At 71.6% G+C, this 25,362-nt stretch carries 20 protein-coding genes; 6 read left to right on the forward strand and 14 right to left on the reverse strand.

What is annotated here, in order from left to right:
* Positions 1–81 precede the first annotated feature (81 nt).
* The 5 genes from ACIA6T_RS24425 to bldG all read right to left on the reverse strand — a co-directional run bounded on the left by ACIA6T_RS24425 (position 82) and on the right by bldG (position 6,064).
* On the reverse strand, positions 82–1,611 hold the full coding sequence (locus tag ACIA6T_RS24425) for a methyltransferase (RefSeq protein ID WP_399448589.1): 1,530 nt from the start codon (positions 1,609–1,611) through the stop codon (positions 82–84).
* A gap of 36 nt (positions 1,612–1,647) precedes the next feature.
* A complete protein-coding gene (locus tag ACIA6T_RS24430) occupies positions 1,648–2,220 on the reverse strand; it encodes a small secreted protein (RefSeq protein ID WP_399448590.1) in 573 nt (190 codons plus the stop codon).
* 211 nt (positions 2,221–2,431) lie between these two features.
* Positions 2,432–4,837: a sodium-translocating pyrophosphatase gene (locus ACIA6T_RS24435; RefSeq protein ID WP_399448591.1), complete on the reverse strand. Its 2,406-nt coding sequence runs from the start codon at positions 4,835–4,837 to the stop codon at positions 2,432–2,434.
* A gap of 341 nt (positions 4,838–5,178) precedes the next feature.
* The gene (locus tag ACIA6T_RS24440) at positions 5,179–5,610 is read right to left on the reverse strand and encodes an ATP-binding protein (RefSeq protein ID WP_399448592.1); all 432 of its coding nucleotides are present in this window, start codon (positions 5,608–5,610) and stop codon (positions 5,179–5,181) included.
* Between the two features lie 112 nt (positions 5,611–5,722).
* Complete coding sequence (gene bldG, locus ACIA6T_RS24445) at positions 5,723–6,064, reverse strand: anti-sigma factor antagonist BldG (protein ID WP_003991900.1); 342 nt, start codon at positions 6,062–6,064, stop codon at positions 5,723–5,725.
* Between the two features lie 79 nt (positions 6,065–6,143).
* On the opposite strand from bldG, the gene ACIA6T_RS24450 reads away from it, so the two are divergent.
* Complete coding sequence (locus ACIA6T_RS24450; RefSeq protein ID WP_399448593.1) at positions 6,144–8,648, forward strand: DEAD/DEAH box helicase; 2,505 nt, start codon at positions 6,144–6,146, stop codon at positions 8,646–8,648.
* A 151-nt stretch (positions 8,649–8,799) separates the two neighbouring features.
* Here the strand turns inward: ACIA6T_RS24450 and ACIA6T_RS24455 are convergent, their stop codons facing one another.
* From ACIA6T_RS24455 to ssd, 7 genes are all read right to left on the reverse strand, one after another.
* The gene (locus ACIA6T_RS24455) at positions 8,800–9,267 is read right to left on the reverse strand and encodes an Rv3654c family TadE-like protein (protein ID WP_399448594.1); all 468 of its coding nucleotides are present in this window, start codon (positions 9,265–9,267) and stop codon (positions 8,800–8,802) included.
* Positions 9,264–9,629, reverse strand: a complete 366-nt coding sequence (locus ACIA6T_RS24460; protein ID WP_399448595.1) for a TadE family type IV pilus minor pilin — start codon at positions 9,627–9,629, stop codon at positions 9,264–9,266. Before ACIA6T_RS24460 ends, ACIA6T_RS24455 begins: the two co-directional genes overlap by 4 nt.
* Complete coding sequence (locus ACIA6T_RS24465; RefSeq protein ID WP_385054343.1) at positions 9,616–9,825, reverse strand: DUF4244 domain-containing protein; 210 nt, start codon at positions 9,823–9,825, stop codon at positions 9,616–9,618. The genes ACIA6T_RS24460 and ACIA6T_RS24465 overlap by 14 nt, the downstream gene beginning before the upstream one ends.
* Positions 9,826–9,892: 67 nt before the next feature.
* Entirely contained in the window at positions 9,893–10,681 is a 789-nt protein-coding gene (locus ACIA6T_RS24470) for a type II secretion system F family protein (RefSeq protein ID WP_399448596.1), read from the reverse strand.
* Positions 10,678–11,553, reverse strand: coding sequence for a type II secretion system F family protein (locus ACIA6T_RS24475; protein ID WP_399448597.1), 876 nt, complete (start codon positions 11,551–11,553; stop codon positions 10,678–10,680). Before ACIA6T_RS24475 ends, ACIA6T_RS24470 begins: the two co-directional genes overlap by 4 nt.
* Entirely contained in the window at positions 11,550–12,755 is a 1,206-nt protein-coding gene (locus tag ACIA6T_RS24480; RefSeq protein WP_399448598.1) for a TadA family conjugal transfer-associated ATPase, read from the reverse strand. Before ACIA6T_RS24480 ends, ACIA6T_RS24475 begins: the two co-directional genes overlap by 4 nt.
* Positions 12,752–13,858 carry a septum site-determining protein Ssd gene (ssd, locus tag ACIA6T_RS24485; protein ID WP_399448599.1) on the reverse strand — a complete coding sequence of 369 codons (1,107 nt, stop codon included), beginning with the start codon at positions 13,856–13,858 and terminating at the stop codon, positions 12,752–12,754. Before ssd ends, ACIA6T_RS24480 begins: the two co-directional genes overlap by 4 nt.
* Positions 13,859–14,439: 581 nt before the next feature.
* Here ssd and ACIA6T_RS24490 point away from each other — a divergent pair.
* Positions 14,440–15,273, forward strand: a complete 834-nt coding sequence (locus tag ACIA6T_RS24490; RefSeq protein WP_217127976.1) for an HAD family phosphatase — start codon at positions 14,440–14,442, stop codon at positions 15,271–15,273.
* A 393-nt stretch (positions 15,274–15,666) separates the two neighbouring features.
* Here the strand turns inward: ACIA6T_RS24490 and ACIA6T_RS24495 are convergent, their stop codons facing one another.
* Positions 15,667–16,491 (reverse strand): oxidoreductase, encoded by an 825-nt coding sequence (locus ACIA6T_RS24495; RefSeq protein ID WP_399448601.1) that lies wholly within the window; start codon positions 16,489–16,491, stop codon positions 15,667–15,669.
* A gap of 101 nt (positions 16,492–16,592) precedes the next feature.
* Here ACIA6T_RS24495 and ACIA6T_RS24500 point away from each other — a divergent pair, with 101 nt between their 5' ends.
* The gene (locus ACIA6T_RS24500) at positions 16,593–17,573 is read left to right on the forward strand and encodes an ATP-binding protein (RefSeq protein WP_399448603.1); all 981 of its coding nucleotides are present in this window, start codon (positions 16,593–16,595) and stop codon (positions 17,571–17,573) included.
* A 3-nt stretch (positions 17,574–17,576) separates the two neighbouring features.
* On the opposite strand, the gene ACIA6T_RS24505 is transcribed toward ACIA6T_RS24500, so the two are convergent.
* Positions 17,577–18,848 carry a hypothetical protein gene (locus ACIA6T_RS24505; RefSeq protein WP_399448604.1) on the reverse strand — a complete coding sequence of 424 codons (1,272 nt, stop codon included), beginning with the start codon at positions 18,846–18,848 and terminating at the stop codon, positions 17,577–17,579.
* 248 nt (positions 18,849–19,096) lie between these two features.
* Between ACIA6T_RS24505 and ACIA6T_RS24510 the strand changes: the two genes are divergently transcribed.
* The 3 genes from ACIA6T_RS24510 to nhaA all read left to right on the forward strand — a co-directional run bounded on the left by ACIA6T_RS24510 (position 19,097) and on the right by nhaA (position 25,357).
* Positions 19,097–21,538 (forward strand): SulP family inorganic anion transporter, encoded by a 2,442-nt coding sequence (locus ACIA6T_RS24510; RefSeq protein WP_399448605.1) that lies wholly within the window; start codon positions 19,097–19,099, stop codon positions 21,536–21,538.
* A 244-nt stretch (positions 21,539–21,782) separates the two neighbouring features.
* Positions 21,783–23,741 (forward strand): acetate--CoA ligase, encoded by a 1,959-nt coding sequence (gene acs, locus ACIA6T_RS24515; protein ID WP_399448606.1) that lies wholly within the window; start codon positions 21,783–21,785, stop codon positions 23,739–23,741.
* Between the two features lie 179 nt (positions 23,742–23,920).
* A complete protein-coding gene (nhaA, locus tag ACIA6T_RS24520; protein WP_399448607.1) occupies positions 23,921–25,357 on the forward strand; it encodes a Na+/H+ antiporter NhaA in 1,437 nt (478 codons plus the stop codon).
* Positions 25,358–25,362 lie beyond the last annotated feature (5 nt).

Below are 25,362 nucleotides of genomic sequence, written 5' to 3' on the forward strand. Positions count from 1 at the left end.
GGAGACAGTGACGTGGCTCATGGGGCGCCCCGCCGAGGTGCCCCGTGGGACCTCCCGCCCGTGGGACCGCCGCCGCTCGTGTCAGCCGGCGGGCTCCAGGAACCCCTGCTCCACGAGCAGCCGGATCTGGGCCGGCGTGCGGTCGCGCAGCAGCACGGGGTCCTCGCCGAGGAGCTGGGCGATGGCGTCCAGGATCCGGCCCGCGCCCATGGTGCCGTCGCACACGCCCGCGAAGCCCGCGCCGATCGTGTCCACCTTGGTGGCCCGGCGCATCCCGCGGTTCTGCCGCAGCACGACGTGCTCCGGGTCCTCGGCGCCGGGCAGCCCGACCTGCTCCTGCACCACCTCGGCGGCCAGCGCGAAGCGCGCTTCGAGGAGCGCCGCGTCGTCGTGCGTCCGCAGGTAGTCGAGCCGGTCGAAGTGCGCCCGGACCGTCTCGCCGAGCGGCTGCTCGACCGGGTGCGGCCACTCCTCCACCGTGATCGACTCCGCGGCGGAGCCCGACTTGCGCAGGGTGATCCAGCCGAAGCCGACCGCCTTCACCTTGCGCGCCTCGAACTCGTCCAGCCACGCGTCGTACCGCGCCCGGTACTCGGCCTCGTCACCGCGGTGGTCGCCCGCGTCCCGCAGCCACAGTTCGGCGTACTGGGTGATGTCCTGCACCTCGCGCTGCACGATCCAGGCGTCGCACCCGCGGGGCACCCATGACCTGAGTCTGTCCTGCCAGTCCTCCCCCTCGACGTGCTGCCAGTTGGCGAGGAACTGTGCGAACCCGCCCTCGTTCAGCCGTTCCCCCGCCTCCTGAACGATCGTGCGGCACAGATCGTCCCCGCCCATCCCGCCGTCGCGGTAGGTGAGCCGGGCGCCCGGCGAGATCACGAACGGCGGGTTGGACACGATCAGGTCGTACGTCTCGTCGTCCCGGACCGGCGCGAACAGCGAGCCCTCGCGCAGGTCGGCGGCCGGGACCCCGGAGAGGGCCAGGGTGAGCGCGGTGATGTGCAGGGCGCGCGGGTTGACGTCGGTGGCCGTCACGCGCGTGGCGTGCCGGGCGGCGTGCAGCGCCTGGACGCCGGATCCGGTGCCCAGGTCGAGCGCGGAGGCCACGGGCGTACGGACGGTGAGGCCGGCCAGGGTCGTGGACGCCCCGCCGACGCCGAGCACGACACCCTCGTCGCGGCTGCCGATGCCCCCGGCGCCGCCGACCGCGCACCCGAGGTCGGACACGATGAACCAGTCCTCGCCGCCCGGCCCGCCGTACGGCCGTACGTCCACGGTCGCGGTGAGACCGTCCGCGCCGGCGCGCGTCAGCCATCCGCTCTCCAGGCAGACGTCCACGGGCAGTACGCCGGCCACGCGCGCGTGCGGCACGGGCTGCCGCAGCAGGAACAGCCGTACGAGCATCTCCAGCGGCGTGTCCCCGCGGGTGGCCCTCAGGGCGGGCACGGTCTCGCTGCGGGCCAGCGCCGCGTAGGCGGGGGCGCCGAGCAGTTCGAGCAGTCCGTCGGCGGTGAAGGAGGCTCCGAGCAGCGCGTCCCGCAGCCGGGCGGCGGCTTCGGGGCGGTCGGACGAGGGCAGGGGCGGCAGGCTGGCGTCACTCACGCCCTCCATTGTGGCCGCCGCCCTCACCCGGCGCGTCCCGCGGCGTCAGCTCTTGGTGGCCCCCGGCGTCGCGGTGGCCGTCTGGCAGCTCGCCTGCCGGGACATGGCCTCGCCGACCTCGCCCTCCTCCAGCGCGCTGAGGGCGTCGCTGCCGCTCTTGCCGAGCTTGTCCAGCTCGGCGGCGATGTCCTTCAGACCGTCGGCGAACTCCGCCTGGTCGTCCGTGTCGAGGCCGTCGACCTGCTTCTTCAGCGAGGCGTACGACGCGGAGATGTCGTTGAGCTCCTTGACCGCGTCCGTCTGCTTCTTCTCCCCGTTCTCGACGTCCGGCGCCCCGGCCTTGTCCACGGCGGCGCCGATCGCCTTGTAGGCGTCGGACATGTCCTGGAAGGCCTTCGAGTCGGCCTTCTGGACCTCTTCCGGCGTGCTGTTGTCCGAGGTCTCCTTCTGGATCGCGGCGTTGGCCGACTTGATCTTGGCGGCCTGCGGCTTCACCGCGTCGCAGACCTGCTTCGCCCAGGCGTCCAGCTTCTCGTTGTTGTCGTCGCCGCCGCATCCCGTCAGCGCCAGTACCAGTACCGCACCGCCGGACAGTGCGGCCGCGAGCTTCTTGTTCACCGGATTGGTCCCTTCCATGGCCTTCGGCCCCGGAACATACACGCCAGATGGCCTACACCCACCCGCCGGACATCCGGTAAGGAACTTTTGAAGCCATTTGCACCACGCGAGAGAAGGCTCACGGCATGGGCCCCGCGCACGGGGAGAGGGCGGGCGACGCGTCAATACGCGCCGCCCGCCCGCACCTTGATCCGGTGTCCGTCGCCCGGCTCTAGGAAACCACCGCCGGATCGGCCGACTTGGGCTCCGGCTCGGGGTCGTCCTCGTCCTCCACCGCGATGCCGCGCCGCTTGGACACGTACACCGCGCCGACTATGACGAGCAGCGCCAGGACCGCGATGAGCACCCGCATCCCGACGCTCCGGTCCGCGCCGTAGGAGAACTTGATGACCGCGGGCGCGATGAGCAGCGCCACCAGGTTCATCACCTTCAGCAGAGGGTTGATCGCGGGTCCGGCGGTGTCCTTGAAGGGGTCTCCGACGGTGTCGCCGATGACGGTGGCCGCATGGGCCTCGCTGCCCTTGCCGCCGTGGTGGCCGTCCTCGACGAGTTTCTTCGCGTTGTCCCAGGCGCCACCGGAGTTGGCGAGGAACACCGCCATCAGGGTGCCCGCGCCGATCGCGCCCGCGAGGAAGGCGCCCAGGGCGCCGACGCCGAGCGTGAACCCGATGAAGATGGGCGCCATCACGGCGAGCAGCCCGGGTGTGGCGAGCTCGCGCAGGGCGTCCTTGGTGCAGATGTCGACGACCTTGCCGTACTCCGGCTCCTCGCTGTAGTCCATGATCCCGGGCTTCTCGCGGAACTGCCGCCGCACCTCGTAGACCACCGAACCCGCCGACCGGGACACCGCGTTGATCGCCAGTCCCGAGAAGAGGAAGACGACCGCCGCGCCCGCGATCAGGCCGACGAGGTTGTTGGGCTGGGAGATGTCCATCATCAGGCTCATCGGCGCGCCCTCACCGCTGAGCCGCTCGCCCACGTCTCTCGCTCCGGTGGTGATGGCGTCCCGGTACGAGCCGAACAGCGCCGACGCCGCCAGTACGGCCGTGGCGATCGCGATGCCCTTGGTGATGGCCTTGGTGGTGTTGCCGACCGCGTCCAGGTCGGTGAGCACCTGGGCGCCCGCGCCCTCCACGTCGCCGGACATCTCGGCGATGCCCTGCGCGTTGTCGGAGACCGGGCCGAAGGTGTCCATCGCGACGATCACACCGACCGTGGTGAGCAGTCCGGTGCCGGCCAGCGCCACCGCGAACAGCGCCAGCATGATCGACGTACCGCCGAGCAGGAACGCCCCGTACACGCCGAGGCCGATCAACAGGGCCGTGTAGACGGCGGATTCGAGACCGATCGAGATACCGGAGAGGACGACGGTGGCCGGGCCGGTGAGCGAGGTCTTGCCGATGTCCCGCACGGGGCGCCGGGTGGTCTCGGTGAAGTAGCCGGTGAGCTGCTGGATGAGGGCGGCGAGAACGATGCCGATGGCCACCGCGGCGAGCGCGAGGACCCGCGGGTCGCCGTCCTTGCCCAGGATCGCCTCGTCGGTGACGCCGTCGAGATCGGCGTACGACGACGGCAGATAGACGAACACGGCGATCGCGACCAGGACGAGCGAGATCAGCGCGGAGATGAAGAACCCCCGGTTGATCGCGCTCATGCCGCTGCGGTCGGCACGCCTCGGGGCCACCGCGAAGATGCCGGCCATCGCGGTGAGGACACCGATGGCGGGCACCAGCAGCGGGAAGGCGAGCCCGGCGTCGCCGAACGCCGCCGAGCCCAGGATCAGCGCGGCCACCAGGGTCACGGCGTACGACTCGAACAGGTCGGCCGCCATGCCCGCGCAGTCGCCGACGTTGTCACCCACGTTGTCGGCGATGGTCGCGGCATTGCGCGGATCGTCCTCCGGAATGCCCTGCTCGACCTTGCCGACCAGGTCGGCGCCGACGTCGGCGGCCTTGGTGAAGATGCCGCCGCCGACCCTCATGAACATCGCGATCAGCGCGGCCCCGAGACCGAACCCCTCGAGCACCTTCGGGGCGTCGGCCGCGTACACCAGCACCACGCAGGAGGCGCCCAGCAGACCGAGGCCTACGGTGAACATGCCGACGACGCCGCCCGTACGGAAAGCGATCTTCATCGCTTTGTGCGAGACGGCGGTGAGATCCTTTTCCGGCTCGCCCTCGGCCGGAGTCGCTTCGCGCGCCGCCGCGGCGACCCGCACATTGCTGCGTACGGCGAGCCACATACCGATATAGCCGGTGGCCGCCGAGAACGCCGCTCCGATCAAGAAGAACACCGACCGTCCGGCACGCTGATTCCAGTCGTCCGCGGGCAGCAGCATGAGCAGGAAGAACACGACCACGGCGAATACGCCGAGGGTGCGCAACTGGCGGGCCAGATAGGCGTTCGCGCCCTCCTGGACCGCTGCCGCGATCTTCTTCATGCTGTCGGTGCCCTCGCCGGCCGCGAGAACCTGGCGCACCAGGACTCCGGCGACCACCAGCGCCGCCAGCGCGACGACGCCGATGACCACCACGAGCAGGCGGTTGTCGTCGGTCAGCACGGCGGCTGCGAGGGATGTGGATTGGCCCGACTCTCGTGTGAGGGAAAGCCCCGCCATTCGTCCTCCTTGACGCTTGGGCTGAGCTCAAGATGTGGACGGGATTGTAGGCACCGGAAGCCGATCAAAACAGGGCGCGTGAAATGTAAATGTCCTGCACGCACTCTTCCCTAATGATCGCCTGCGGTCGGCGACCGGAAATCGGTAATGCCTTTGGAGCATTCACGTGATCGCATTTTCGTGGCACGGCCGGTCGTGAACGAATTCACGCGATCAACCGCACGAGACCACTGTAAGCGCGGGCACTGACACCCGCACATGACGAAGGGCCCCACGAGGGGGCCCTTCGGAAAAACGGTCGCCGTCCGGGTGAAGCGGTCAGACGAGTCCGGGTGAAGCGGTCAGGCGAGGAGGGTGGCCGGCGGCACGGTGGGCCACCTCATGCGGATCGATCCGCCGTGCTGCCCCGCGCTGACCTCGACGTCGTCGACGAGTCCACTGATGACCGCGAGGCCCATCTCGTCCTCCTCGGTCTCCGCGTCGCCCGGCACGTCACCGGGCGCCCGCTCGCCGGGGGTCGCGTGGGGTGCCTCGTCGCCGACCTCGATGGAGAACTGCTTCTCCTCCTCGATCAGCAGCACCTTCACGGGGGCCGAGATGCCGCCGTTCCGGTGCAGTCCCACGGCACGGGTGCAGGCCTCGCCGACGGCGAGTCTGACCTCGTCGAGGACGGCCTCGTCCACTCCGGCCCTGCGCGCCACCGCCGCCGCCACGAGCCGGGCGGTCCTGACGTGCTCGGGCAGCGCGCTGAAGCGGAGTTCGACGGTGGCCATGCATCCCCCTCGCGACTACGGGCGTGCTGTGGAGAGGCCGGGCCGCCGAAAGCCCGGCCCTCCTCCTGGGTTCTCTTCCGCCGTCCGGGCACGCGGCCCGGGAGCGGGGTGGTCAGTCGGTGGCCGCCACCGCTTCCTCGACCGAGGTGTGGATCGGGAACACCTTGGTGAGGCCGGTAATGCGGAAGATCTTGAGAATACGCTCCTGGTTGCAGACCAGGCGCAGTGAGCCCTCATGGGCACGGACGCGCTTCAGGCCGCCGACCAGCACGCCGAGTCCGGTGGAGTCGAGGAAGTCCACGCCTTCCATGTCGACGACAAGGTGGAAACTGCCGTCGTTCACCAGCTCGACCAACTGTTCGCGCAGCTTGGGCGCGGTATATACGTCGATTTCGCCACCGACCCTGACGATCGTGCGATCGCCCATGGTTTCGGTCGACAGGGACAGGTCCACGGATCCTCCAGCACCTAGCTATCGAGCGGTCGCCCTTGGGACATCTCGGCTCAGCCCCCGGGACGGTTCGCCAGCCGCGATGGCATTCAATCACTTACCGGCAGGCGTGCACGACGCCTTGGCCCCATTGTCCGTCACGCCAGTGACACACTCGGTGCCGATGGCCAAGAATCACCGATCCGATCGACCCCCGACGGACCTCCCGTCCGGGCCCGCCCCGGGCGCGGTCCTGGACCGGCTCGCGTCCGGACCGAACCGGGCTTCGCGCATCACTCATACGGAGCACTTGCCCCCGCGCGAGGGTCGCCATGCCGTCTGGCCGGACCGGATCCGTCCGGAGGTCCTCGCCGCCGTACGGGCCACGGGCGTGGAGCACCCCTGGGCCCACCAGGCACGCGCCGCCGAGCACGCCCTGGACGGCGAGTCCGTCGTGGTCGCCACCGGCACCGCGTCAGGCAAGTCCCTTGCGTACCTCATGCCCGTCCTGTCCACGCTCCTGGACGGTGCCGAGGCCCCGAACGGCCGCGGCGCGACCGCCCTGTACCTCGCCCCCACGAAGGCCCTCGCGGCGGACCAGTGCCGGTCCGTGAAGGAACTTTCACAACCACTGGGCCATTCGGTGCGCGCGGCCGTCCACGACGGCGACACGCCGTTCGAGGAACGCGAGTGGATCCGCCAGTACGCCAACTACGTGCTGACCAACCCGGACATGCTGCACCGGGGCATCCTGCCGGCCCACCCCCGCTGGTCCTCCTTCCTCAAGTCGCTGAAGTACGTCGTCATCGACGAGTGCCACACCTACCGGGGCGTCTTCGGCTCGCACGTCGCCCAGGTGCTGCGCCGCCTGCGCCGCCTGTGCGCCCGCTACGGCGCCTCGCCCGTGTTCCTGCTGGCCTCCGCGACCGCCGCCGAGCCCGCGGTCGCCGCCCGCCGCCTCACCGGCGTGCCGGTCGTGGAGGTGGCCGACGACGCCTCACCGCGCGGTGAACTGGTGTTCGCCCTCTGGGAGCCGCCGCTGACCGAGCTGCACGGCGAGAAGGGCGCACCGGTCCGCCGTACGGCCACCGCCGAGGCCGCCGATTTGCTGACCGACCTCACCGTGCAGGGCATCCGCTCGGTCACCTTCGTACGCTCCCGGCGCGGCGCCGAGCTGATCTCCGTGATCGCCCAGGAACGCCTCGCCGAGGTCGACCGCTCGCTGGCCCGGCGTGTCGCGGCGTACCGGGGCGGCTACCTCCCCGAGGAGCGCCGCGCCCTGGAACGCGCCCTGCACTCCGGCGAACTGCTCGGCCTCGCGGCGACGAACGCCCTCGAACTCGGCGTGGACGTCTCCGGCCTGGACGCCGTGGTCATCGCCGGCTATCCGGGCACCCGGGCCTCCCTGTGGCAGCAGGCCGGACGCGCGGGGCGGTCCGGGCGGGGTGCCCTCGCCGTCCTGGTCGCCCGCGACGACCCCCTGGACACTTTCCTCGTCCACCACCCGGAGGCTCTCTTCGACCGGCCCGTGGAGTCCACCGTCCTCGACCCCGACAACCCCTACGTGCTCGCCCCGCACCTGTGCGCGGCGGCCGAGGAACTGCCGCTGACCGAGGAGGACCTGGACCTGTTCGGCCCGGCCACCGAGGAGCTGCTCCCGCAACTGGAGGCCGCGAAGCTGCTGCGCCGCCGGACGAAGGCCTGGCACTGGACCCGCCGGGAGCGGGCCGCCGACCTGACCGACATCCGGGGGCAGGGCGGCCGGCCGGTCCAGGTCGTCGAGGCCGGTACGGGCAGGCTGCTCGGCACGGTCGACGCGGGCGCGGCCCACACGAGCGTCCACGAGGGCGCGGTCCATCTGCACCAGGGCCTGACGTATCTCGTCCGCTCGCTCGACCTGGAGGACTCCGTCGCCCTGGTCGAGCGGGCAACGCCGACGTACACGACGGTGGCCAGGGACACGACGTCGATCTCCGTGTTGGAGACGGACACCGAGATCCCGTGGGGCGACGGCCGCCTGTGCTACGGCTCCGTCGAGGTCACCAACCAAGTGGTCTCCTTCCTGCGTCGGCGGGTCATCACCGGCGAAGTGCTGGGCGAGACGAAGCTCGACCTCCCTCCTCGTACGCTGCGCACCCGCGCGGTGTGGTGGACGGTCACCGAGGACCAGCTGGACCGGGCCCGGATCAACCCGGAGATCCTCGGTGGTGCCCTGCACGCCGCCGAGCACGCGTCGATCGGCATGCTGCCGCTCTTCGCGACCTGCGACCGCTGGGACATCGGCGGTGTGTCGATCCCGCTGCACCCCGACACGCTGCTGCCCACGGTCTTCGTCTACGACGGTCACCCGGGCGGTGCGGGCTTCGCGGAGCGCGCCTTCCACACCGCCCGCGCCTGGCTCACCGCCACCCGTCAGGCCATCGCCTCCTGCGAGTGCGACGCCGGCTGCCCCTCCTGCATCCAGTCCCCCAAGTGCGGCAACGGCAACGACCCCCTGCACAAGCGGGGCGCGGTACGACTCCTCACGGTGCTGCTGGAGGGCGCACCGGCGGAGAAGCCGGAGGGCTCGGAGGACGCCGCGGGGGCGGCCGGGACCGCTGAGGCGTAACCGGGCCCGACACGGAACGCGGTCCTGGTGCGGAACGCGGGCTTGAAGCGGAACGCGGGCTTGATGCGGAGCCGAGTCCTGTTCCGGCTCCGCGCCTGTTCCGGCTCCGCGCCTGATCCCGAACCCTGGCCGCATCCGGAACCCGGGCTGGTCACGGCGCCCCGGTCCCGCCCTGAGTCCGAGCCGGCCCCGGCGTCCCGAACCCGCCCGGAGCCGGCCCCGGGCGCGGAGGTTCCGCCGGACCCGCAGGCCCCGCCCTGGCCCTGATCTCCGCCGCGAACGGCCCTCGGCCCGACGCCACCGACACGTCCGACACCTCGCCGGTGATCACGCACCGTACGAGCCGTGTGCCCTGTGCCCGGGCCACCCGGTCCGCCCGGGCGCAGGCCGCCGTACCGCCCCGCGTCCAGTGGTCCGCCGCCGCGAGCGCCGCCAGATCCGCGCCGCCGGCCGCCCGGTGCCGGACCACGACGGCGTGTCCCAGGGCAAGGACGACGCCGAACACCACACACAGCACGGCGATCGCACCGACGCTCCAGACGGTCGCCGACCCCTGGTCGGAACACCGCGCGGGCCGCCGCCCGTCCGCCGGCCGCCGCTCCCGGAACCGGGCCCTCACGTCGCCGCCCCCACCGTCTCCTCCACCGCGGCGACGGCCTCCTCCCGTAGGTCGAAGGGCAGTCCGCGCAGGACCGGAGGCCTGGCCTCGACGACCACCCGGACCTGCTCGGCCTCCCGGCTCACCGTGACTCTCGCGCCGGGCGGTGCCGCCTCGCGGGTCACCTCGACGACGGCGTCAGGGGGATCCTGCCGGGCCGCCGCGCGGGCGCCCGCGCGCGCCGCGTCGACGCACTGGATCTGTGCCGCCACCACAAGCAGACCCCAGACCAGTGCCGTCGCGAACATCACCAGCACGGGCAGCACCATGGCCGACTCCGCCGTCACGAACCCGCGGTCCGCACGCCGCTCACACCCGGCCATCGAGTGCCTGTTGCACGATGTTCCGCAGCGCCGCGGCGACCGGTCCGCTGGTGACCACCTTGTAGAGCACGACGGAGAACGCCACCGCCGCCACGATGCCCATCGCGTACTCCGAAGTCACCATTCCGGTGTCCCTCCGTGCCGTACGCACCTTGCACACCAGGGCACGCAGTCGTGCCCGTACCGCCTGATACATCTCAACCCCCGTATGGAGTAGTCGTCTTGATCTTGTGAGTCCTGCCGCTACCGTCGGTCGTCTCCCGTCAGGCACCACCTCCTCCCAGCACCCCGCCCGCGAGTCCGATCACCACGGGCAGCACGCCGACCGTGATGAACGCGGGCAGGAAGCACAGCCCCACCGGCGCGCTGACCATGACGGCCGCCCGCCGGGCCCGTGCCGTCGCCGCGCGGGTCCACTCCGCGCGGGCCTCGGCGGCGAGCCGGGCCACGGGAGCGGCCAGGGGAAGTCCGGACACATCGGCCCGCTCCAGCAGTCGGGCCAGGTGCCGGGCGCCCGGCACCGACGCCAGCCGGCGCCATGCCGCGGCCGGTTCACCGCCGAGCCGTACCTCCGCCGCGCCCCGCGCCAGCGCCTCTCCGACCGGTCCGCCCAAGGTTTCTCCGACGGCCTGTGCGGCGAGTACCGGGCCGGCGCCGGCCTCGATGCAGGCGGACAGCAGGTCGGCGGCGAGCGGCAGTCGATGTTCCGCCCCGGCGGTGTCCGTCTCCCGCGCGTGCGGAGCGGCGGCCTTCTGCCGCAGACGCCACCACCACAGTCCGGCCGCGACGGCCGGCCCCGCCACCACTCCGGCGGGGCCCCCCACCAGCACCCATCCGGCGCCCGCCACGCCCGCGTACGGCAGCCAACTCCGCGCGGTGCGCAGCAGCGTGTGGTGCGAGGCGGTCGCCGTCCGTTCCAGGGCCAGTACCTCGGCCAGTCGCCGCCGTGCTCTCCGCTCGCGCCGCGCGCGGCCCCACCACCCCGCCAGCCAGGCGAGCGTGAACACCGTCCCCACCACTGCCCCCAGCCTGTGGACAAGGTCCCCGCTCATGCCGTCCCCTCCTCGGCGCCCCGCATGATCCGCAGCGCCCACCACAGCCCCAGGCCCTCCAGCACCCCGCCGACCGCCAGACAGACCAGTCCCGACGGTGTGTGCAGCAGGATGTGCAGCGGGTCGGCGCCGAGAGCCGCACCGAGGGCCAGGCCCACGACAGGGAGCCCGGCGAGCAGCACCGCCGTCGCGCGGGCGCCGGCCAACTGGGCGCGCAGGTCGGCCCGCTGGTCCCGTTCGGCGCACAGCGCCGCTTCCAGCCGGTCGAGTCCGGCCGCGAGCCCGGCTCCCTGGTCCACCGCCACCCGCCAGCACGCGGCGAGTCCCCGCAGCCCTTCGGCACCCGGCTGCCGTGCCGCCCTCGCGAGCGCCTCCGGGACGTCCCCGCCGAAGCGCGCCGCCGCGAGCACCGTCGCCTGCATGTCACCGAGCCCGCCGGAGTCCCGCGCGGCCGGCAGCAGCGCCTCACCCGGCTGCCGGCCGGCGCGCACCTCCCCGGCGAGCGCCCCGCACAACGCGATCACCGCGTCGCCGCGGCCCTCCCGCGCGCGGCGTTCCCCGGCGGCCCGCCGCACCCGCCTCAGCAAAGGCACCCCGGCCGCCCCCGCGACGACCGGCAGCAGCGACGCGCCCAGCACCGCCAGCACCAGGCCGGCGGCCAACGACCACCACTCGGCCCGCAGCCGCCCGCGCGTCCGCCCCCACGCGCGGGTCATCCTGGGCCACCCCGGCGGTCCGCTGCCCACCGCGCCTCCGCCGGCCAGCAGCAGCCGCGCCCGCCTGGCCCCGGCATGTCCTCCGCCCAGCAGCCAGGCCGCGGTCCCCAGGCACGCCACGGCCGCACCCGTCGACACGTCGGTCGTCCCGTTCATCCTCCGATCCCCTCGTCCGGTCCGCCGGTGTTCGCGTTCCGGAGCAGCTCCCGCAGGCGCTGCCATCCCCGCTCCCGGGTGAAGGCCTGCGGGCCCCACCGCAGCGCCGGCACCGTCCGCACCAGCCCAGACGGGTCCCGTTCCAGCACATGCACCTCCGCGATCCGCCGCCGTCCGCTCCGGTCGCGTACGAGGTGCAGCACCACCGAGAGGGCGGCCGCCGCCTGGCTGTGCAGGGCGAACCGGTCGAGTCCGGCGGCCGTACCGAGCGCCTCCAGCCGGGCCGGTACGTCGGTGGCGGCGTTGGCATGGACCGTTCCCGAACCGTCGTGGCCCGTGTTGAGGGCGGCCAGCAGATGGACCACCTCCGGGCCGCGCACCTCACCGACGACCAGCCGGTCCGGCCGCATCCGCAGCGCCTGCCGCACCAGGTCCTCCAGGGTGACCAGGCCCGCGCCCTCCTGGTTGGCGGGTCTGGTCTCCAGGCGCACGACGTGCGGGTGGTCGGGCCGCAGTTCCGCCGAGTCCTCGGCCAGGACGATGCGCTCGTCCGGCCCGGCCAGCCCCAGCAGCGCGCTCAGCAAGGTCGTCTTGCCGCTGCCGGTCCCCCCGCTGACGAGGAACGACAGCCGCGCGTCCAGCAGTGCCCGCAGCACGCGGTCCCCGCCCGGCGGGACCGTTCCGGCCGCCACGAGCTCGTCGAGGGTGAAGGCGCGCGGTCGTACGACCCGTAGCGACAGGCAGGTGCCGCCGACGGCCACCGGGGGCAGCACGGCGTGCAGTCTGGTCCCGTCGGGCAGCCGCGCGTCGACCCAGGGCCGGGCGTCGTCCAGGCGCCGGCCGGCCACGGCGGCGAGCCGCTGGGCGAGACGCCGGACGGCCGTCTCGTCGGAGAAGGCCACCTCGGTCAGTTCCAGCCCGCCGCCCCGGTCCACCCAGACCCGGTCCGGCGCCGACACCAGCACGTCGGTCACCGAGGGCTCGGACAGGAGCCGTTCCAGCGGCCCGCTGCCGACCAGCTCGGACCGCAACTGCTCGGCCGCTCCGAGCACCTCGGCGTCACCGAGCACCCGCCCCTGGTCCCGCAGCGCCTGCGCCACCCGCGCGGGCGTCGGCTCGGCCCCGCTCTCGGCCAGCCACCGCCGCACCCCGTCGAGCAGGCCGGGAGGCATGACCGTTCCGCTCGTCACCGGCCTCCTCATGCCGTCCTCGCCTCCGCCAGCGCCCGCTCCCAGAACTCCTTGCAGAAGCGGGCCAGCGGGCCCCGGCCCGAGGCCCCGGGCGGCCGGCCCGCCTCGTACGGGCGCCGCAGGGCGGGCTCGGCGGGCACGTCTCCGGCGAGGGGCAGCCCGAGCAGCCGGGCCACCTCACGGTCGTCCAGTCCCGGCGCGTACGGCCCGCGTACCGCCACCCGCAGATCACGCAGGACCATGCCCACGGCGGAGGCGACGCGGCCCGCCGCCGCGACGGCGCGCAGTTCCGCGGGGACCACGAGGAGCCCGAGGTCGAGCTGGGCGAGGACCTCGGCGACCCCGTCGTCGACGCGGCGCGGCAGGTCGACCACGACGGTGCCGCCCCCGCGCCGCGCCGCGGCGAGCACCGCGCGTACGGCCCTGGGCGGTACGGCGAGACAGTCGCCGCGGTCCCAGCTGAGCACCCTCAGCGAGTGCAGTTCCGGCAGTGACTCCTCCAGGGCGCCGCCACCGACCCGGCCGTGTGACGCGGCGAACGCCGGCCAGCGCAGCCCTTTGGCCGTCTCGCCCCCGAGGGCCACGTCGAGTCCGCCGCCCAGCGGGTCGGCGTCCACGAGAAGGGTGCGCAGTCCCTCACGCGCGGAGGTGACGGCGAGCGCGCACGCGAGCGTGGACGCCCCGGCGCCGCCCCGGCCGCCGATGACACCGACGGTCAGGGCGGGCCGTCCGACGCCTTCGGCCACGTCGGCGATGCGGTCGACCAGCCACTGCTCGCCGTCGGGCAGCATCAGCACGTGGTCGGCGCCGATCTCGACGGCCCGCCGCCAGACCCCGGAGTCGTCCTGGTCGCGGCCGACCAGCACCACTCCCGGCCTGCGTGTCGCTCCGCGCACCCGTCGCGCGGCGTCGTCCCCGACCAGGACGAGTGGTGCGGCCTCCCAGCTGCCCCTTGGTTCCGGCACCGTGTGATGGACCTCCGGCGTGGCGCCGGCCGCCGCGCACAGGCGCAGCAGGTCGTCGAGGAGTCCGGCGTCCTCGGTGAGGATCAGCGGTGCGCCCGGCCGGCCTCCTCCGGTGGCCGGCGGCGGATCGTGGGTGATGGTTCCGGACATGTTCGTCCCCCTTTGCTGCATCTCTCGCGCAGCCCCTGCGGCCCCGCGATTCCCAGACGTGTGAAGAGCCGGCAAGCGGTTCTTCTTTGAACGGCCGGCGGAAACCGGCCGTACGCGGCCCGACAAACGGAACCGGGTGCGAACTCGCGGCGAGCGGGCGCGTCGGAATCACGATGCGGCGATCCGGAAAAACATGTGGATCTTGGTCGATAACTGTGGACGGGGCGACGCCTGTGAATATCGCGGTCACCCAAACCGGTGAGTCCCGCACACCTCCTGTGCGACTTCCGCAGAGCAGTCCGACGACTACCGCGGGTAACTATTCATGTACATGACATATAGCCGTGCGCACGGCACCGGCACGGTGCACCAACCGCGAGGAGAATGAGGAAAACCCACCCGGACATGCGACGACCCCCGCCGGGGGGGAGAGCGGGGGTCGTCCCCACGGCCGACTCGGGGGGGGGAGGAGTCGGACCGGGTTAGACACGGTCGCGAACGATCCGTGACTTCCATGGTGTACCCGAGAGCCCTCTCAGGCAAACCCACACGCCCCACCTTACGCCGAATGGGCTGCGCCTATGCTCAAGGACGTGGAAAACCACTCGATGCCCCGCACAGCCGCCTTCTTTGACCTGGACAAGACGGTCATTGCGAAGTCGAGCACGCTCACGTTCAGCAAGTCGTTCTATCAAGGCGGCCTGATCAACCGCAGGGCTGTCCTGCGCACCGCGTACTCCCAGTTCGTGTTCCTGGCCGGCGGCGCCGATCACGACCAGATGGAGCGGATGCGCAAGTACCTGTCCGCACTGTGCCGCGGCTGGAACGTGCAGCAGGTCAAGGAGATCGTCGCCGAGACGCTGCACGACCTGATCGACCCGATCATCTACGACGAGGCCGCCACCCTCATCGAGCAGCACCACACCGCGGGACGCGACGTCGTGATCGTGTCCACGTCGGGCGCCGAGGTGGTCGAGCCGATCGGCGAACTGCTCGGCGCGGACCGGGTGGTGGCCACCCGTATGGTCGTAGGCGACGACGGGTGCTTCACCGGCGAGGTGGAGTACTACGCGTACGGCCCGACCAAGGCCGAGGCGGTCCGGGAGCTGGCCGAGTCGGAGGGCTACGACCTGGCCCGGTGTTACGCCTACAGCGACTCGGTGACCGATGTGCCGATGCTGGAGTCCGTGGGCCACCCGCACGCCGTGAACCCCGACCGCGCACTGCGCCGGGAGGCACTCGCGCGGGAGTGGCCGATCCTCGACTTCCACCGGCCGGTACGGCTCAAACAGCGCTTCCCCGCGTTCTCCGTACCGCCGCGCCCCGCCCTGGTCGCGGCGGCCGCCATAGGCGCCGCGGCGGCCACCGCGGGCCTCGTCTGGTACGCGAGCCGGCGCCGTACGACGGTCGCCTGACCGTCTCCCGCGCGAGCCCTCCCGCCGATCGCCGGCCGCGAACGCCCCGTCGGCGCCCGTTTGGGTCGGCTTTGAGGCCAAAAGCAAAGAAGCAGGGTGAGGACTTCCGCTTGCTTCGCACCCGGAGTACAAAGGATTTAACGGCCCGCGAGACCAAGGGCATCCGCGAGGATCACCCTCACCAACGCATGTGTGGCCCCACGGACCGAGCATGAACACCGGGAACCCACGCGACGTCGACCCGTCGATTACGGGCCAGCCGCACCAGGTGACGGGCGAAGTTCCCGACCTGATGGGCACATATCGAGGACGCCTGGTAACGCGGTGGACATGCCAGCGGCGGTACGAGTACTCGTACCGCCGCATTTCTGCCGGGTTCTTCTCCGGTCCCTCCTACGCGGCCCCGCGCTGGAGCGCCTCGCACACGGCCGTCGACTCGCGCGCCCCCAGCTCGACCGCGCGCCCGCAATGGGCGATCCAGGCCGCCACGCCCTCGGGGGTACCGGAGACATATCCCTCCAGCGCCCTGATGTAGGCCTCCTGGCCCAGCTCGGCGTGCCCGACCTCCGCCGGGCAGACCGACTTGGGGTCGAGACCGCTGCCGACCAGGACGATGCGTTCGGCCGTACGCGCGACCAGGCCGTTGTGGGAGGTGAAGGGGCGCAGCGCGAGAAGTTCGCCGTGCACGACGGCCGCCGTCACCAGCGCCGGGGCGGAACCTCCCGCGACGATCAGCTCGGACAGCCCGTCCAGTCGGCCGTGCGCCTCCGCCGCGCCCGGCAGACCGAGTCCGATCAGGGGCTCGTCGACCGGCTCGCCCTCCTGCCGGGGACGCCCGACCCGCTCGGCCTTGTCGGCCGCCGCGACCAGGTGCAGCCGGGCCAGGACCCGCAGGGGCGACTGCCGCCAGATGGACAGCAACTGCCCCGCCTCGGCGGTCAGCCGCAGTGCCGCGCCCATCGTGCGGGCGCCGTCGTCGCCGCTGAAGTCGCTGCGCCGGCGCACCTCCTCCAGGGCCCAGTCCGCGCCCGACAGCGCCGCCGAGCCACGGGCGCCGCGCAGCGCCGCCTCGGAAGTGATCTCGTTGCTGCGCCGCCGCATGACCCGGTGCCCGTAGACCCGGTCCACGGCCTTGCGCACGGACTCCACGGAGTCGGCCACTCCGGGCAGGGAGCCCAGGGCGGCGAGCGGGTCGTCGGTCGCGCCTGTCGTACTCATGAGTACGACACTACGCACCTCCGGCGCCCGCCCCACGAAGGAGTGGTCTTCTTCACGCCCCACTGCCACATATAGCTACTACTCCATTACGCTTGGTGAACATGAAAATTGCTTTCGTGGGGAAGGGCGGCAGCGGAAAGACGACCCTGTCCTCCCTGTTCATCCGTCATCTCGCGGCCGTCGGCGCCCCGGCCGTCGCGGTGGACGCCGACATCAACCAGCACCTCGGGGCCGCACTGGGCCTGGACGAGGCGGAGGCGGCCGCGCTGCCCGCGCTGGGAGAGCACCTGCCGCTGATCAAGGAGTATCTGCGCGGCACCAATCCGCGCATCGCGTCCGCCGAGACGATGATCAAGACCACTCCGCCCGGTGAGGGCTCCCGGCTGTTGCGGGTGTGCGAGGACAATCCGGTCTACGACGCCTGTGCGCGGCCGGTGGAACTCGACGGCGGGGCCGTCCGTTTGATGGTCACCGGCCCCTTCACCGACGCCGACCTGGGGGTCGCCTGCTACCACTCCAAGACCGGAGCCGTGGAGCTGTGCCTGAACCACCTGGTGGACGGCCCCGGCGAGTACGTCGTGGTCGACATGACAGCCGGCTCGGACTCCTTCGCCTCCGGCATGTTCACCCGCTTCGACATCACGTTCCTCGTGGCCGAGCCGACCCGGAAGGGGGTCTCCGTCTACCGCCAGTACAAGGAGTACGCCCGCGACTTCGGCGTCACCCTGAAGGTCGTCGGCAACAAGGTGCAGGGCCCGGACGACCTCGACTTCCTCCGCGCGGAGGCCGGGGAGGACCTGTTGGTGACGGTGGGGCACTCGGACTGGATCCGGGCCATGGAGAAGGGCCGGCCGCCCCGGTTCGACCTCCTGGAGGAGCCCAACCGGGACGCGCTGCGCCTGCTGCACTCGGCCGCCGACGCGACGTACGAGTCGCGGGACCGCGAGCGTTACACCCGCCAGATGGCGCACTTCCATCTGAAGAACGCCCGGTCGTGGGGCGACGAGCGCACCGGGGTCGACCTGGCGGCCCAGATCGACCCCGGCTTCGTGCTCGGCGAGAACGTCACGGCGTCCGCCTGACGCTCACCGCTTCCCGGCCGGGGCTCCGGGCACCCCCTTGGGGGCCGGCGCGGAATCGCCGGACAGGAAGGGCTTCCAGCCCTTCTTCGGGGCCTCGCCGACGTCCAGCGTGCGCAGTTTCGCCAGGGTCCCCGGGTCCTGGGCGTCCAGCCAGTCCACCAACTGCCGGAAGGAGACACAGCGCACGTCGGACTTGGTGCACACCTCCTCGACGACCTCCTCGACGGCCCGCATGTAGGTGCCGCCGTTCCAGGACTCGAAGTGGTTGCCGATGATCAGGGGCGCCCTGTTGCCCTTGTAGGCCCGCTCGAAGCCCCGGAGGAGGCCGTCCCTCATCTGGTCGCCCCACATCTCGTGCTTGGCGGGGTCGCCCTGGGTGGTGGTGCCGGACTGGTTGACCATGAAGTTGTAGTCCATGGTGAGCTGTTCGAAGGAGTGCCCGGGGAAGGGCACGAGCTGCATCGACAGGTCCCACAGGCCCTGCTTCTTCTTCGGCCACACCTGGTCGTTGACCCCGCTGGTGTCATAGCGGAAGCCCAGGTCGCGGGCGGCCTTCATGAAGTTCTTCTGTCCCTCCAGGCAGGGGGTGCGGGCGCCGATCAGCTCCTTGTCGTAGTCGAAGGGCAGCGGGGCCGAGTTCTTCATGCCGGTGTTGGTCTTCCAGGTCTTCACGAAGCGCTTGGCCTGGGCGATCTCCTCCTTCCACTCCGCCACCGACCATTCGCCGACCCCACCGCCGCTGCCGCAGAAGTGCCCGTTGAAATGGGTACCGATCTCGTTGCCCTCGAGCCACGCGAGGCGCAGCTGCTTCACGGTGTCGGCGATGCCCTCCTGGTCGTTGAAGCCGATGTCGGAGCGGCCCGGGGAGTGCTGCGGCGGGCGGTACAGATCGCGTTTCTCCTCCGGCAGCAGGTACACGCCGCTCAGGAAGTACGTCATGGTCGCGTTGTTCTCCTTGGCGACCTTGCGGAAATGCGAGAAGAGCTTCTGGCCGTCCTCGCCCGCGCCGTCCCAGGAGAAGACCACGAACTGCGGGGGCTTCTCACCGTGCTTCAGCCGCTCGGGCCGGGACAGGTGCGGCTGTGCCCCGGTGTACGCGGTGGAGCCGTCGCCGATCAGCCGGACGACGTTCTTCGGTGCCGGAGCCGGCTTGGCCTTCTCCTGGTCACGCGCCTGCTCGCCGGCGCTGTCGGCGCCGGTCCCGCAGCCGGCGAGCGAGGCGACGCATACCGCGGCGATCACAGTGCCCGTGGCGATTCCGTGGGTGGCGGCCATCCGCCCACCTTCTTCCTTCTCTCGGGCCGAGCTCGATGAGGGCTTCGTCTGGTGCAGTGCCGGTCCAGGCCGACAGCGCCGTCAAAGTCGCACGGAACGAAGAAGGAATTAATACGACAAGCCGATGAAATAGCTGCATCACTCGCTGGAGTGATTGATTCACCCATTTGCCCAGAAAGTCTATGCCAGTCCTTTACTCTCAATTACGATCTGTTTACGGATTGTTGATGTGTGAGAGAAGGAAAGCCATGTCAGCCTGCGTTCCCGCCCGTGCCGCCGACTCGGATCGGACCGAGCGCGCCCACCCGCCCCACAGCCCGCCACCGACCGACCCCCCGCGCCGGCGTATCGCGGGAGCCGACCTGTCGGCCTCGATCGCGGTCTTCCTGATCGCCCTCCCGCTGTCCCTCGGCATCGCCCTCGCCACCGGCGCGCCGCTCCAGGCCGGCCTGGTCGCCGCCGCCGTGGGCGGAATCGTCGTCGGGCGGATCGGCGGCTCCCCGCTCCAGGTGAGCGGTCCCGCCGCCGGACTCACCGTCGTCACCGCCGACCTCATCCAGCACTACGGCTGGCGGACGACCTGCGCCATCACCGTCCTCGCCGGTATCTCCCAGCTCGGTCTCGGCTGCCTGCGCGTGGCACGCGGCGCGCTCGCCGTGAGCCCCGCGATCGTGCACGGCATGCTCGCCGGCATCGGCGTCACCATCGCCGTCGCCCAGCTGCACATCGTCCTCGGCGGCACCCCGCAGAGCTCCGTCCCCGACAACCTCCTCGCCCTCCCGGCCCAGTTGGCGAACCTGCACCCCGCGGCCCTGTCGGTGAGCCTGCTGACACTGGCCCTGCTGCTGCTCTGGCCCCGGATCCCGGGCCGCGCCGGACGCGTTCTCCGCGCGGTTCCGGCAGCACTCGTCGCCGTCGCCGGAGCCACCGCGGCCGCCGCCGCGGCCGGCCTCGTCCTGCCCAAGGTGGACCTGCCGTCCTGGCGCAACCACGCCCTGGCCGGACTGCCCGAGGGACCCGTGCTCGGCCTCGCCGCCGCCGTGCTCACCACGACGCTGGTGTGCAGCGTGCAGTCGCTGCTCGGCGCCGTGGCTGTGGACAAGCTGGTGTCCGGCCGCCCCGGTACCGGCCAGGTCGGACGCTCCGACCTGGACCGTGAACTGCTCGGTCAGGGCGCGGCCAACATCGTCTCCGGCTCGCTCGGCGGGCTCCCGGTGGCCGGAGTGGCGGTCCGCAGTTCCGCGAATGTCAAAGCGGGTGCCGTGAGCCGGAACTCCACGATGCTGCACGGCGTTCTCGTAGTGATCGCCGCGCTGCTGATGGTCCCGCTCCTGGAGCTCATCCCGCTCGCCTCGCTCGCCGCCCTGGTGATGGCCGTCGGCATCCAGATGGTGTCCCTGCACCACATCCGCACGGTGACCCGCCACCGCGAAGTCCCGGTCTACGCCGTGACCACCCTCGGCGTCGTGTCCCTCGGCGTCCTGGAGGGCGTGGCACTGGGCATCGCCGTCGCCGTCGGCGTGGCCCTGCACCGGCTCACCCGCACCCGGATCACGCATGAGGAGGAGGAAGGAGTCCATCACGTACACGTACGAGGTCAGTTGACGTTCCTCGCGGTGCCACGGCTCAGCCGGGCCCTGCACCTCGTCCCCCAGGGGGCCGACGTGGTCGTGGCGTTGGACGGCTCCTTCATGGACCACGCGGCGTACGAGACGCTGCAGGACTGGCAGAGCACGTACACCGCGCGGGGAGGCACCGTCGAGATCACCGGCCGCCGCGCCGGGGTCCGGATCGCCGAGCCCGCCGCCCTCACCTCCGGGCACCCGCCCGACGGAAGCGATGAGGCCGACGTGTCCGACGCCGACTGCCGCTGCCGGCCCTGGACGGCTTGGCGCAACCACCAGTGCGAACGCCCACGCCCCCTGCCGGGCGGCGACCCACGGCCGGGCGGAACCGACGGCACGGAGGGAGCGGACGGAACGGAGGGAGCCCATGAGAGTGAACCGGAGCCGGCCGGAACCGGCGGCCACGAACTGCGGCGCGGCATCAGCGCGTTCCAGCGCAACACCGCTCCCCTGGTGCGCGGTGAGCTGGCCCGGCTGGCGCGCGAGGGACAGCGGCCCGGACAGCTGTTCCTGACCTGCGCCGACTCCCGGGTGGTCACCTCGATGATCACGGCCAGTGGTCCGGGAGACCTGTTCGTGGTGCGCAATGTCGGCAACCTCGTGCCGCCGCCCGGCGCGGAGAGCGGCGACGACTCGGTGTCGGCCGCCATCGAATACGCCGTGGAGGTACTGGCGGTCCGGTCGATCACGGTGTGCGGGCACTCGGGGTGCGGTGCGATGCAGGCACTGCTCGACACCGAGCCGGACGGCACCCGCACACCGTTGAGACGCTGGCTGCGGCACGGCCGGCCGAGCCTGCAGCGCATGGGCGACGGCAGCCTGCCCCCGTCACGGCTGGCCGGGCGGACCCCCACCGACGCGGTCGAGCAGCTCTGCCTGACGAACGTGGTGCAGCAGCTGGAGCATCTGCGCGCCCATGAATCGGTGGCCCGAGCCATGAAGGACGGGGCCCTGGAGCTGCACGGCATGTACTTCCACGTGGGTGAGGCCCAGGCGTATCTCCTCACCGAACGGGACGAGGAGAAGGTGTTCGACCGGGTCCGGTCCGCGGACCTGGCGAGGTGAGGCGACCCGTCCGGGTGTGAGAGGCGTTACACACCTTGAACCGGCTTACGCCGGGGCCCGTGGGAAGAGGTGTCGCACACCGCGCCACTCCACCCGACAGGTCTAAACCAATTTTCCGTCGGCCCTTGTCAGCGCACCCTTGGGTCTGATGAGCTGTGGCCTGGGACACAACGGACACCCTGGGAAAGGCAGATGCCGTGAGCAATGAAAGCCTGGCCAACCTTCTCGGCGAGGAGATGGGACGATGAACGAGAGTTCTTCCCTCTCCAACCTGCTGAAGGAGGAGCGTCGCTTCACGCCCCCCGCCGACCTGGCCGCGAACGCCAACGTCACCGCGGAGGCGTATGAACAGGCCAAGGCTGACAGGCTCGGCTTCTGGGCCGAGCAGGCCCGCCGGCTGACCTGGACCACCGAGCCCACCGAGACCCTGGACTGGTCGAACCCGCCGTTCGCCAAGTGGTTCAAGGACGGCGAGCTCAACGTCGCCTACAACTGCGTGGACCGGCACGTGGAGGCCGGGCACGGCGACCGGGTCGCCATCCACTTCGAGGGCGAGCCGGGCGACAGCCGCGCCCTCACCTACGCCCAGCTCAAGGACGAGGTCTCCAAGGCCGCCAACGCCCTGCTGGAGCTGGGCGTCCAGGCCGGCGACCGGGTCGCCGTCTACATGCCGATGATCCCGGAGACCGCGGTCGCGATGCTGGCCTGCGCCCGCATCGGCGCCGCGCACTCCGTCGTCTTCGGCGGCTTCTCGGCGGACGCGCTCGCCACCCGTATCCAGGACGCCGACGCGCGCGTCGTCATCACGGCCGACGGCGGTTACCGGCGCGGCAAGCCCTCCGCGCTCAAGCCGGCCGTGGACGAGGCGGTCGCCAAGGCCGGCACCGTCGAGCACGTCCTCGTCGTCCGCCGCACCGGCCAGGACGTCGCCTTCACCGAGGGCCGCGACGTGTGGTGGCACGACCTGGTGGAGCGGCAGAGCCCCGAGCACACCCCTCAGGCGTTCGGGGCCGAGCACCCGTTGTTCATCCTCTACACCTCGGGGACGACGGGTAAGCCGAAGGGCATCCTGCACACCTCCGGCGGCTATCTGACCCAGACGGCGTACACGCACTGGTCGGTCTTCGACCTCAAGCCTGAGACCGACGTGTACTGGTGCACGGCCGACGTCGGCTGGGTCACCGGGCACTCCTACATCGTCTACGGCCCGCTCGCCAACGGCGCCACCCAGGTGATGTACGAGGGCACGCCGGACACCCCGCACCAGGGCCGCTTCTGGGAGATCGTGCAGAAGTACGGCGTGACGATCCTCTACACGGCGCCCACCGCGATCCGCACGTTCATGAAGTGGGGCGACGACATCCCCGCCAAGTTCGACCTCGGCAGCCTGCGCGTGCTGGGCTCGGTGGGCGAGCCGATCAACCCCGAGGCGTGGATCTGGTACCGCAAGAACATCGGCGCCAACCGCACCCCGGTGGTGGACACCTGGTGGCAGACCGAGACCGGCGGCATCATGATCTCGCCGCTGCCGGGCGTGACCGACGCCAAGCCGGGCTCCGCCCAGACCCCGCTGCCCGGCATCGCCGCGACCGTCGTCGACGACGAGGCGAACGAGGTGCCCGACGGCGGCGGTGGCTACCTGGTCCTCACCGAGCCGTGGCCGTCGATGCTGCGCACCATCTGGGGCGACGACCAGCGGTTCATCGACACCTACTGGTCGCGCTTCGAGGGCAAGTACTTCGCCGGCGACGGCGCCAAGAAGGACGACGACGGCGACATCTGGCTGCTCGGCCGGGTCGACGACGTCATGCTGGTGTCCGGGCACAACATCTCCACCACCGAGGTCGAGTCCGCGCTCGTCTCGCACCCGTCGGTCGCCGAGGCGGCCGTGGTCGGCGCCGCGGACGAGACGACCGGCCAGGCGATCGTCGCCTTCGTGATCCTGCGCGGTACGGCGGCGGAGACCGAGGACCTCGTCGGTGAGCTGCGCAACCACGTGGGCGCCACGCTCGGCCCGATCGCCAAGCCCCAGCGGGTCCTGCCGGTGGCCGAGCTGCCGAAGACCCGCTCCGGCAAGATCATGCGCCGCCTGCTGCGGGACGTCGCGGAGAACCGCCAGCTCGGCGACGTCACCACGCTGACCGACAGCGCGGTCATGGACCTCATCCAGGCCAAGCTCCCGGCGGCGCCCAGCGAGGACTGAGCGGGCAGGACGGCGGCACCCGGCGCACCCCCTGCACCCCCTGCGCCGGGTGCCGCCATGTGCTCCTGGTGCGCCTCAGGAGCACGTTAGCTAAACTAAGCAAAAAGCTGTCTCATGGGGCGCCGGGAAGTCTGGTCGGCACACGATTCGTGCTGCCCGTCGACCAGAGGACCACCCCCGTGACCGCGCCCCGCACCCCCAGCCCCCGCAAGGCCTTCGGCCGTCTCTCCCTGCCCGAGCGGTCGTACGTCGCGGACGCGCTGCGCACCGAGACGGTCGGCGGCGTCCTGCTCCTCCTCGCCGCCGTCGCCGCGCTGATCTGGGCGAACATACCCGACCTGCACGACAGCTACGAGAGCGTCAGCCACTTCCACTTCGGCCCCGAGGCCCTCGGGCTGAACCTGTCCGTCGCGCACTGGGCCGCCGACGGACTGCTCGCGGTCTTCTTCTTCGTCGCGGGGATCGAACTCAAACGCGAACTCGTCGCCGGTGATCTGCGCGACCCCAAGGCCGCCGCGCTCCCCGTCGTCGCCGCCCTGTGCGGCATGGCCGTACCGGCGCTGGTCTACACGCTCACCAGCGGCGTGGGCGGCGGCTCCCTGGCCGGCTGGGCCGTGCCCACCGCCACCGACATCGCCTTCGCGCTCGCCGTGCTCGCCGTCATCGGCACCTCCCTGCCCAGCGCGCTGCGCGCCTTCCTGCTCACCCTCGCCGTCGTCGACGACCTGTTCGCCATCCTGATCATCGCGGTCTTCTTCACCGACGACCTGAACTTCGCGGCGCTCGGCGGCGCCGTCGCGGGCCTGGCCGTCTTCTGGCTGCTGCTGCGCAAGGGCGTACGCGGCTGGTACGTGTACGTGCCGCTCGCGCTGGTCGTGTGGGCGCTGATGTACAACAGCGGCATCCACGCCACCATCGCCGGTGTCGCCATGGGCCTGATGCTGCGCTGCCACCGCCACGAGGACGAGGAGCACTCCCCCGGCGAGCACATCGAGCACCTCGTCCGGCCGCTCTCGGCGGGTCTCGCGGTGCCGCTGTTCGCCCTGTTCAGCGCGGGCGTGGCGATCTCCGGCGGCGCCCTCGCGGACGTGTTCACCCAGCCCGAGACGCTCGGCGTGGTGCTCGGACTCGTCGTCGGCAAGACGCTCGGCATCTTCGGCGGTACGTGGCTGACGGCACGCTTCACCAGGGCGTCGCTCAGTGACGACCTCGCCTGGGCGGACGTGTTCGCGGTGGCGACCCTCGCCGGGATCGGTTTCACCGTCTCGCTGCTCATCGGGGAACTCGCCTTCGAGGACGACGCGACGATGACCGACAGCGTCAAGGCGGCCGTCCTGGCCGGCTCGCTGATCGCCACCGCCGTCGCGACCGTGCTGCTGAAGATACGGAACGCCAAGTACCGCAGGCTGACCGAGGAAGAGGAGCGCGACGAGGACCTCAGCGGCATACCTGACGTCTACGAGCAGGACGACCCGGCGTACCACCTGCGCATGGCGGAGATCCACGAGCGGAAGGCCGCCGAGCACCGACGGCTCGCCCGGGAGAAGGCCGCCGAGCGGGACGCGCTTGCCGAAGTGACGGGCGGGGCAGGCGAGGAGCACAACGGTCCGGCATGATCTGA

The sequence above is a fragment of the Streptomyces sp. NPDC051740 genome (genome assembly GCF_044453165.1).
In the GTDB taxonomy this organism is placed as follows: Bacteria; Actinomycetota; Actinomycetes; order Streptomycetales; family Streptomycetaceae; genus Streptomyces; species Streptomyces atrovirens.

Excerpts from the sequence above, each read along its gene's own strand:
- ssd (WP_399448599.1), bottom strand. The coding sequence starts at position 13,858 with ATGTCCGGAACCATCACCCACGATCCGCCGCCGGCCACCGGAGGAGGC.
- ACIA6T_RS24440 (WP_399448592.1), bottom strand. The coding sequence starts at position 5,610 with ATGGCCACCGTCGAACTCCGCTTCAGCGCGCTGCCCGAGCACGTCAGG.
- ACIA6T_RS24475 (WP_399448597.1), bottom strand. The coding sequence starts at position 11,553 with ATGAACGGGACGACCGACGTGTCGACGGGTGCGGCCGTGGCGTGCCTG.
- ACIA6T_RS24510 (WP_399448605.1), top strand. The coding sequence starts at position 19,097 with ATGTCAGCCTGCGTTCCCGCCCGTGCCGCCGACTCGGATCGGACCGAG.
- ACIA6T_RS24480 (WP_399448598.1), bottom strand. The coding sequence starts at position 12,755 with ATGAGGAGGCCGGTGACGAGCGGAACGGTCATGCCTCCCGGCCTGCTC.
- ACIA6T_RS24505 (WP_399448604.1), bottom strand. The coding sequence starts at position 18,848 with ATGGCCGCCACCCACGGAATCGCCACGGGCACTGTGATCGCCGCGGTA.
- ACIA6T_RS24450 (WP_399448593.1), top strand. The coding sequence starts at position 6,144 with ATGGCATTCAATCACTTACCGGCAGGCGTGCACGACGCCTTGGCCCCA.
- ACIA6T_RS24460 (WP_399448595.1), bottom strand. The coding sequence starts at position 9,629 with ATGGCCGGGTGTGAGCGGCGTGCGGACCGCGGGTTCGTGACGGCGGAG.
- acs (WP_399448606.1), top strand. The coding sequence starts at position 21,783 with ATGAACGAGAGTTCTTCCCTCTCCAACCTGCTGAAGGAGGAGCGTCGC.
- ACIA6T_RS24470 (WP_399448596.1), bottom strand. The coding sequence starts at position 10,681 with ATGAGCGGGGACCTTGTCCACAGGCTGGGGGCAGTGGTGGGGACGGTG.
- ACIA6T_RS24495 (WP_399448601.1), bottom strand. The coding sequence starts at position 16,491 with ATGAGTACGACAGGCGCGACCGACGACCCGCTCGCCGCCCTGGGCTCC.
- ACIA6T_RS24490 (WP_217127976.1), top strand. The coding sequence starts at position 14,440 with ATGCTCAAGGACGTGGAAAACCACTCGATGCCCCGCACAGCCGCCTTC.
- ACIA6T_RS24465 (WP_385054343.1), bottom strand. The coding sequence starts at position 9,825 with ATGTATCAGGCGGTACGGGCACGACTGCGTGCCCTGGTGTGCAAGGTG.
- ACIA6T_RS24435 (WP_399448591.1), bottom strand. The coding sequence starts at position 4,837 with ATGGCGGGGCTTTCCCTCACACGAGAGTCGGGCCAATCCACATCCCTC.
- ACIA6T_RS24500 (WP_399448603.1), top strand. The coding sequence starts at position 16,593 with ATGAAAATTGCTTTCGTGGGGAAGGGCGGCAGCGGAAAGACGACCCTG.
- ACIA6T_RS24425 (WP_399448589.1), bottom strand. The coding sequence starts at position 1,611 with ATGGAGGGCGTGAGTGACGCCAGCCTGCCGCCCCTGCCCTCGTCCGAC.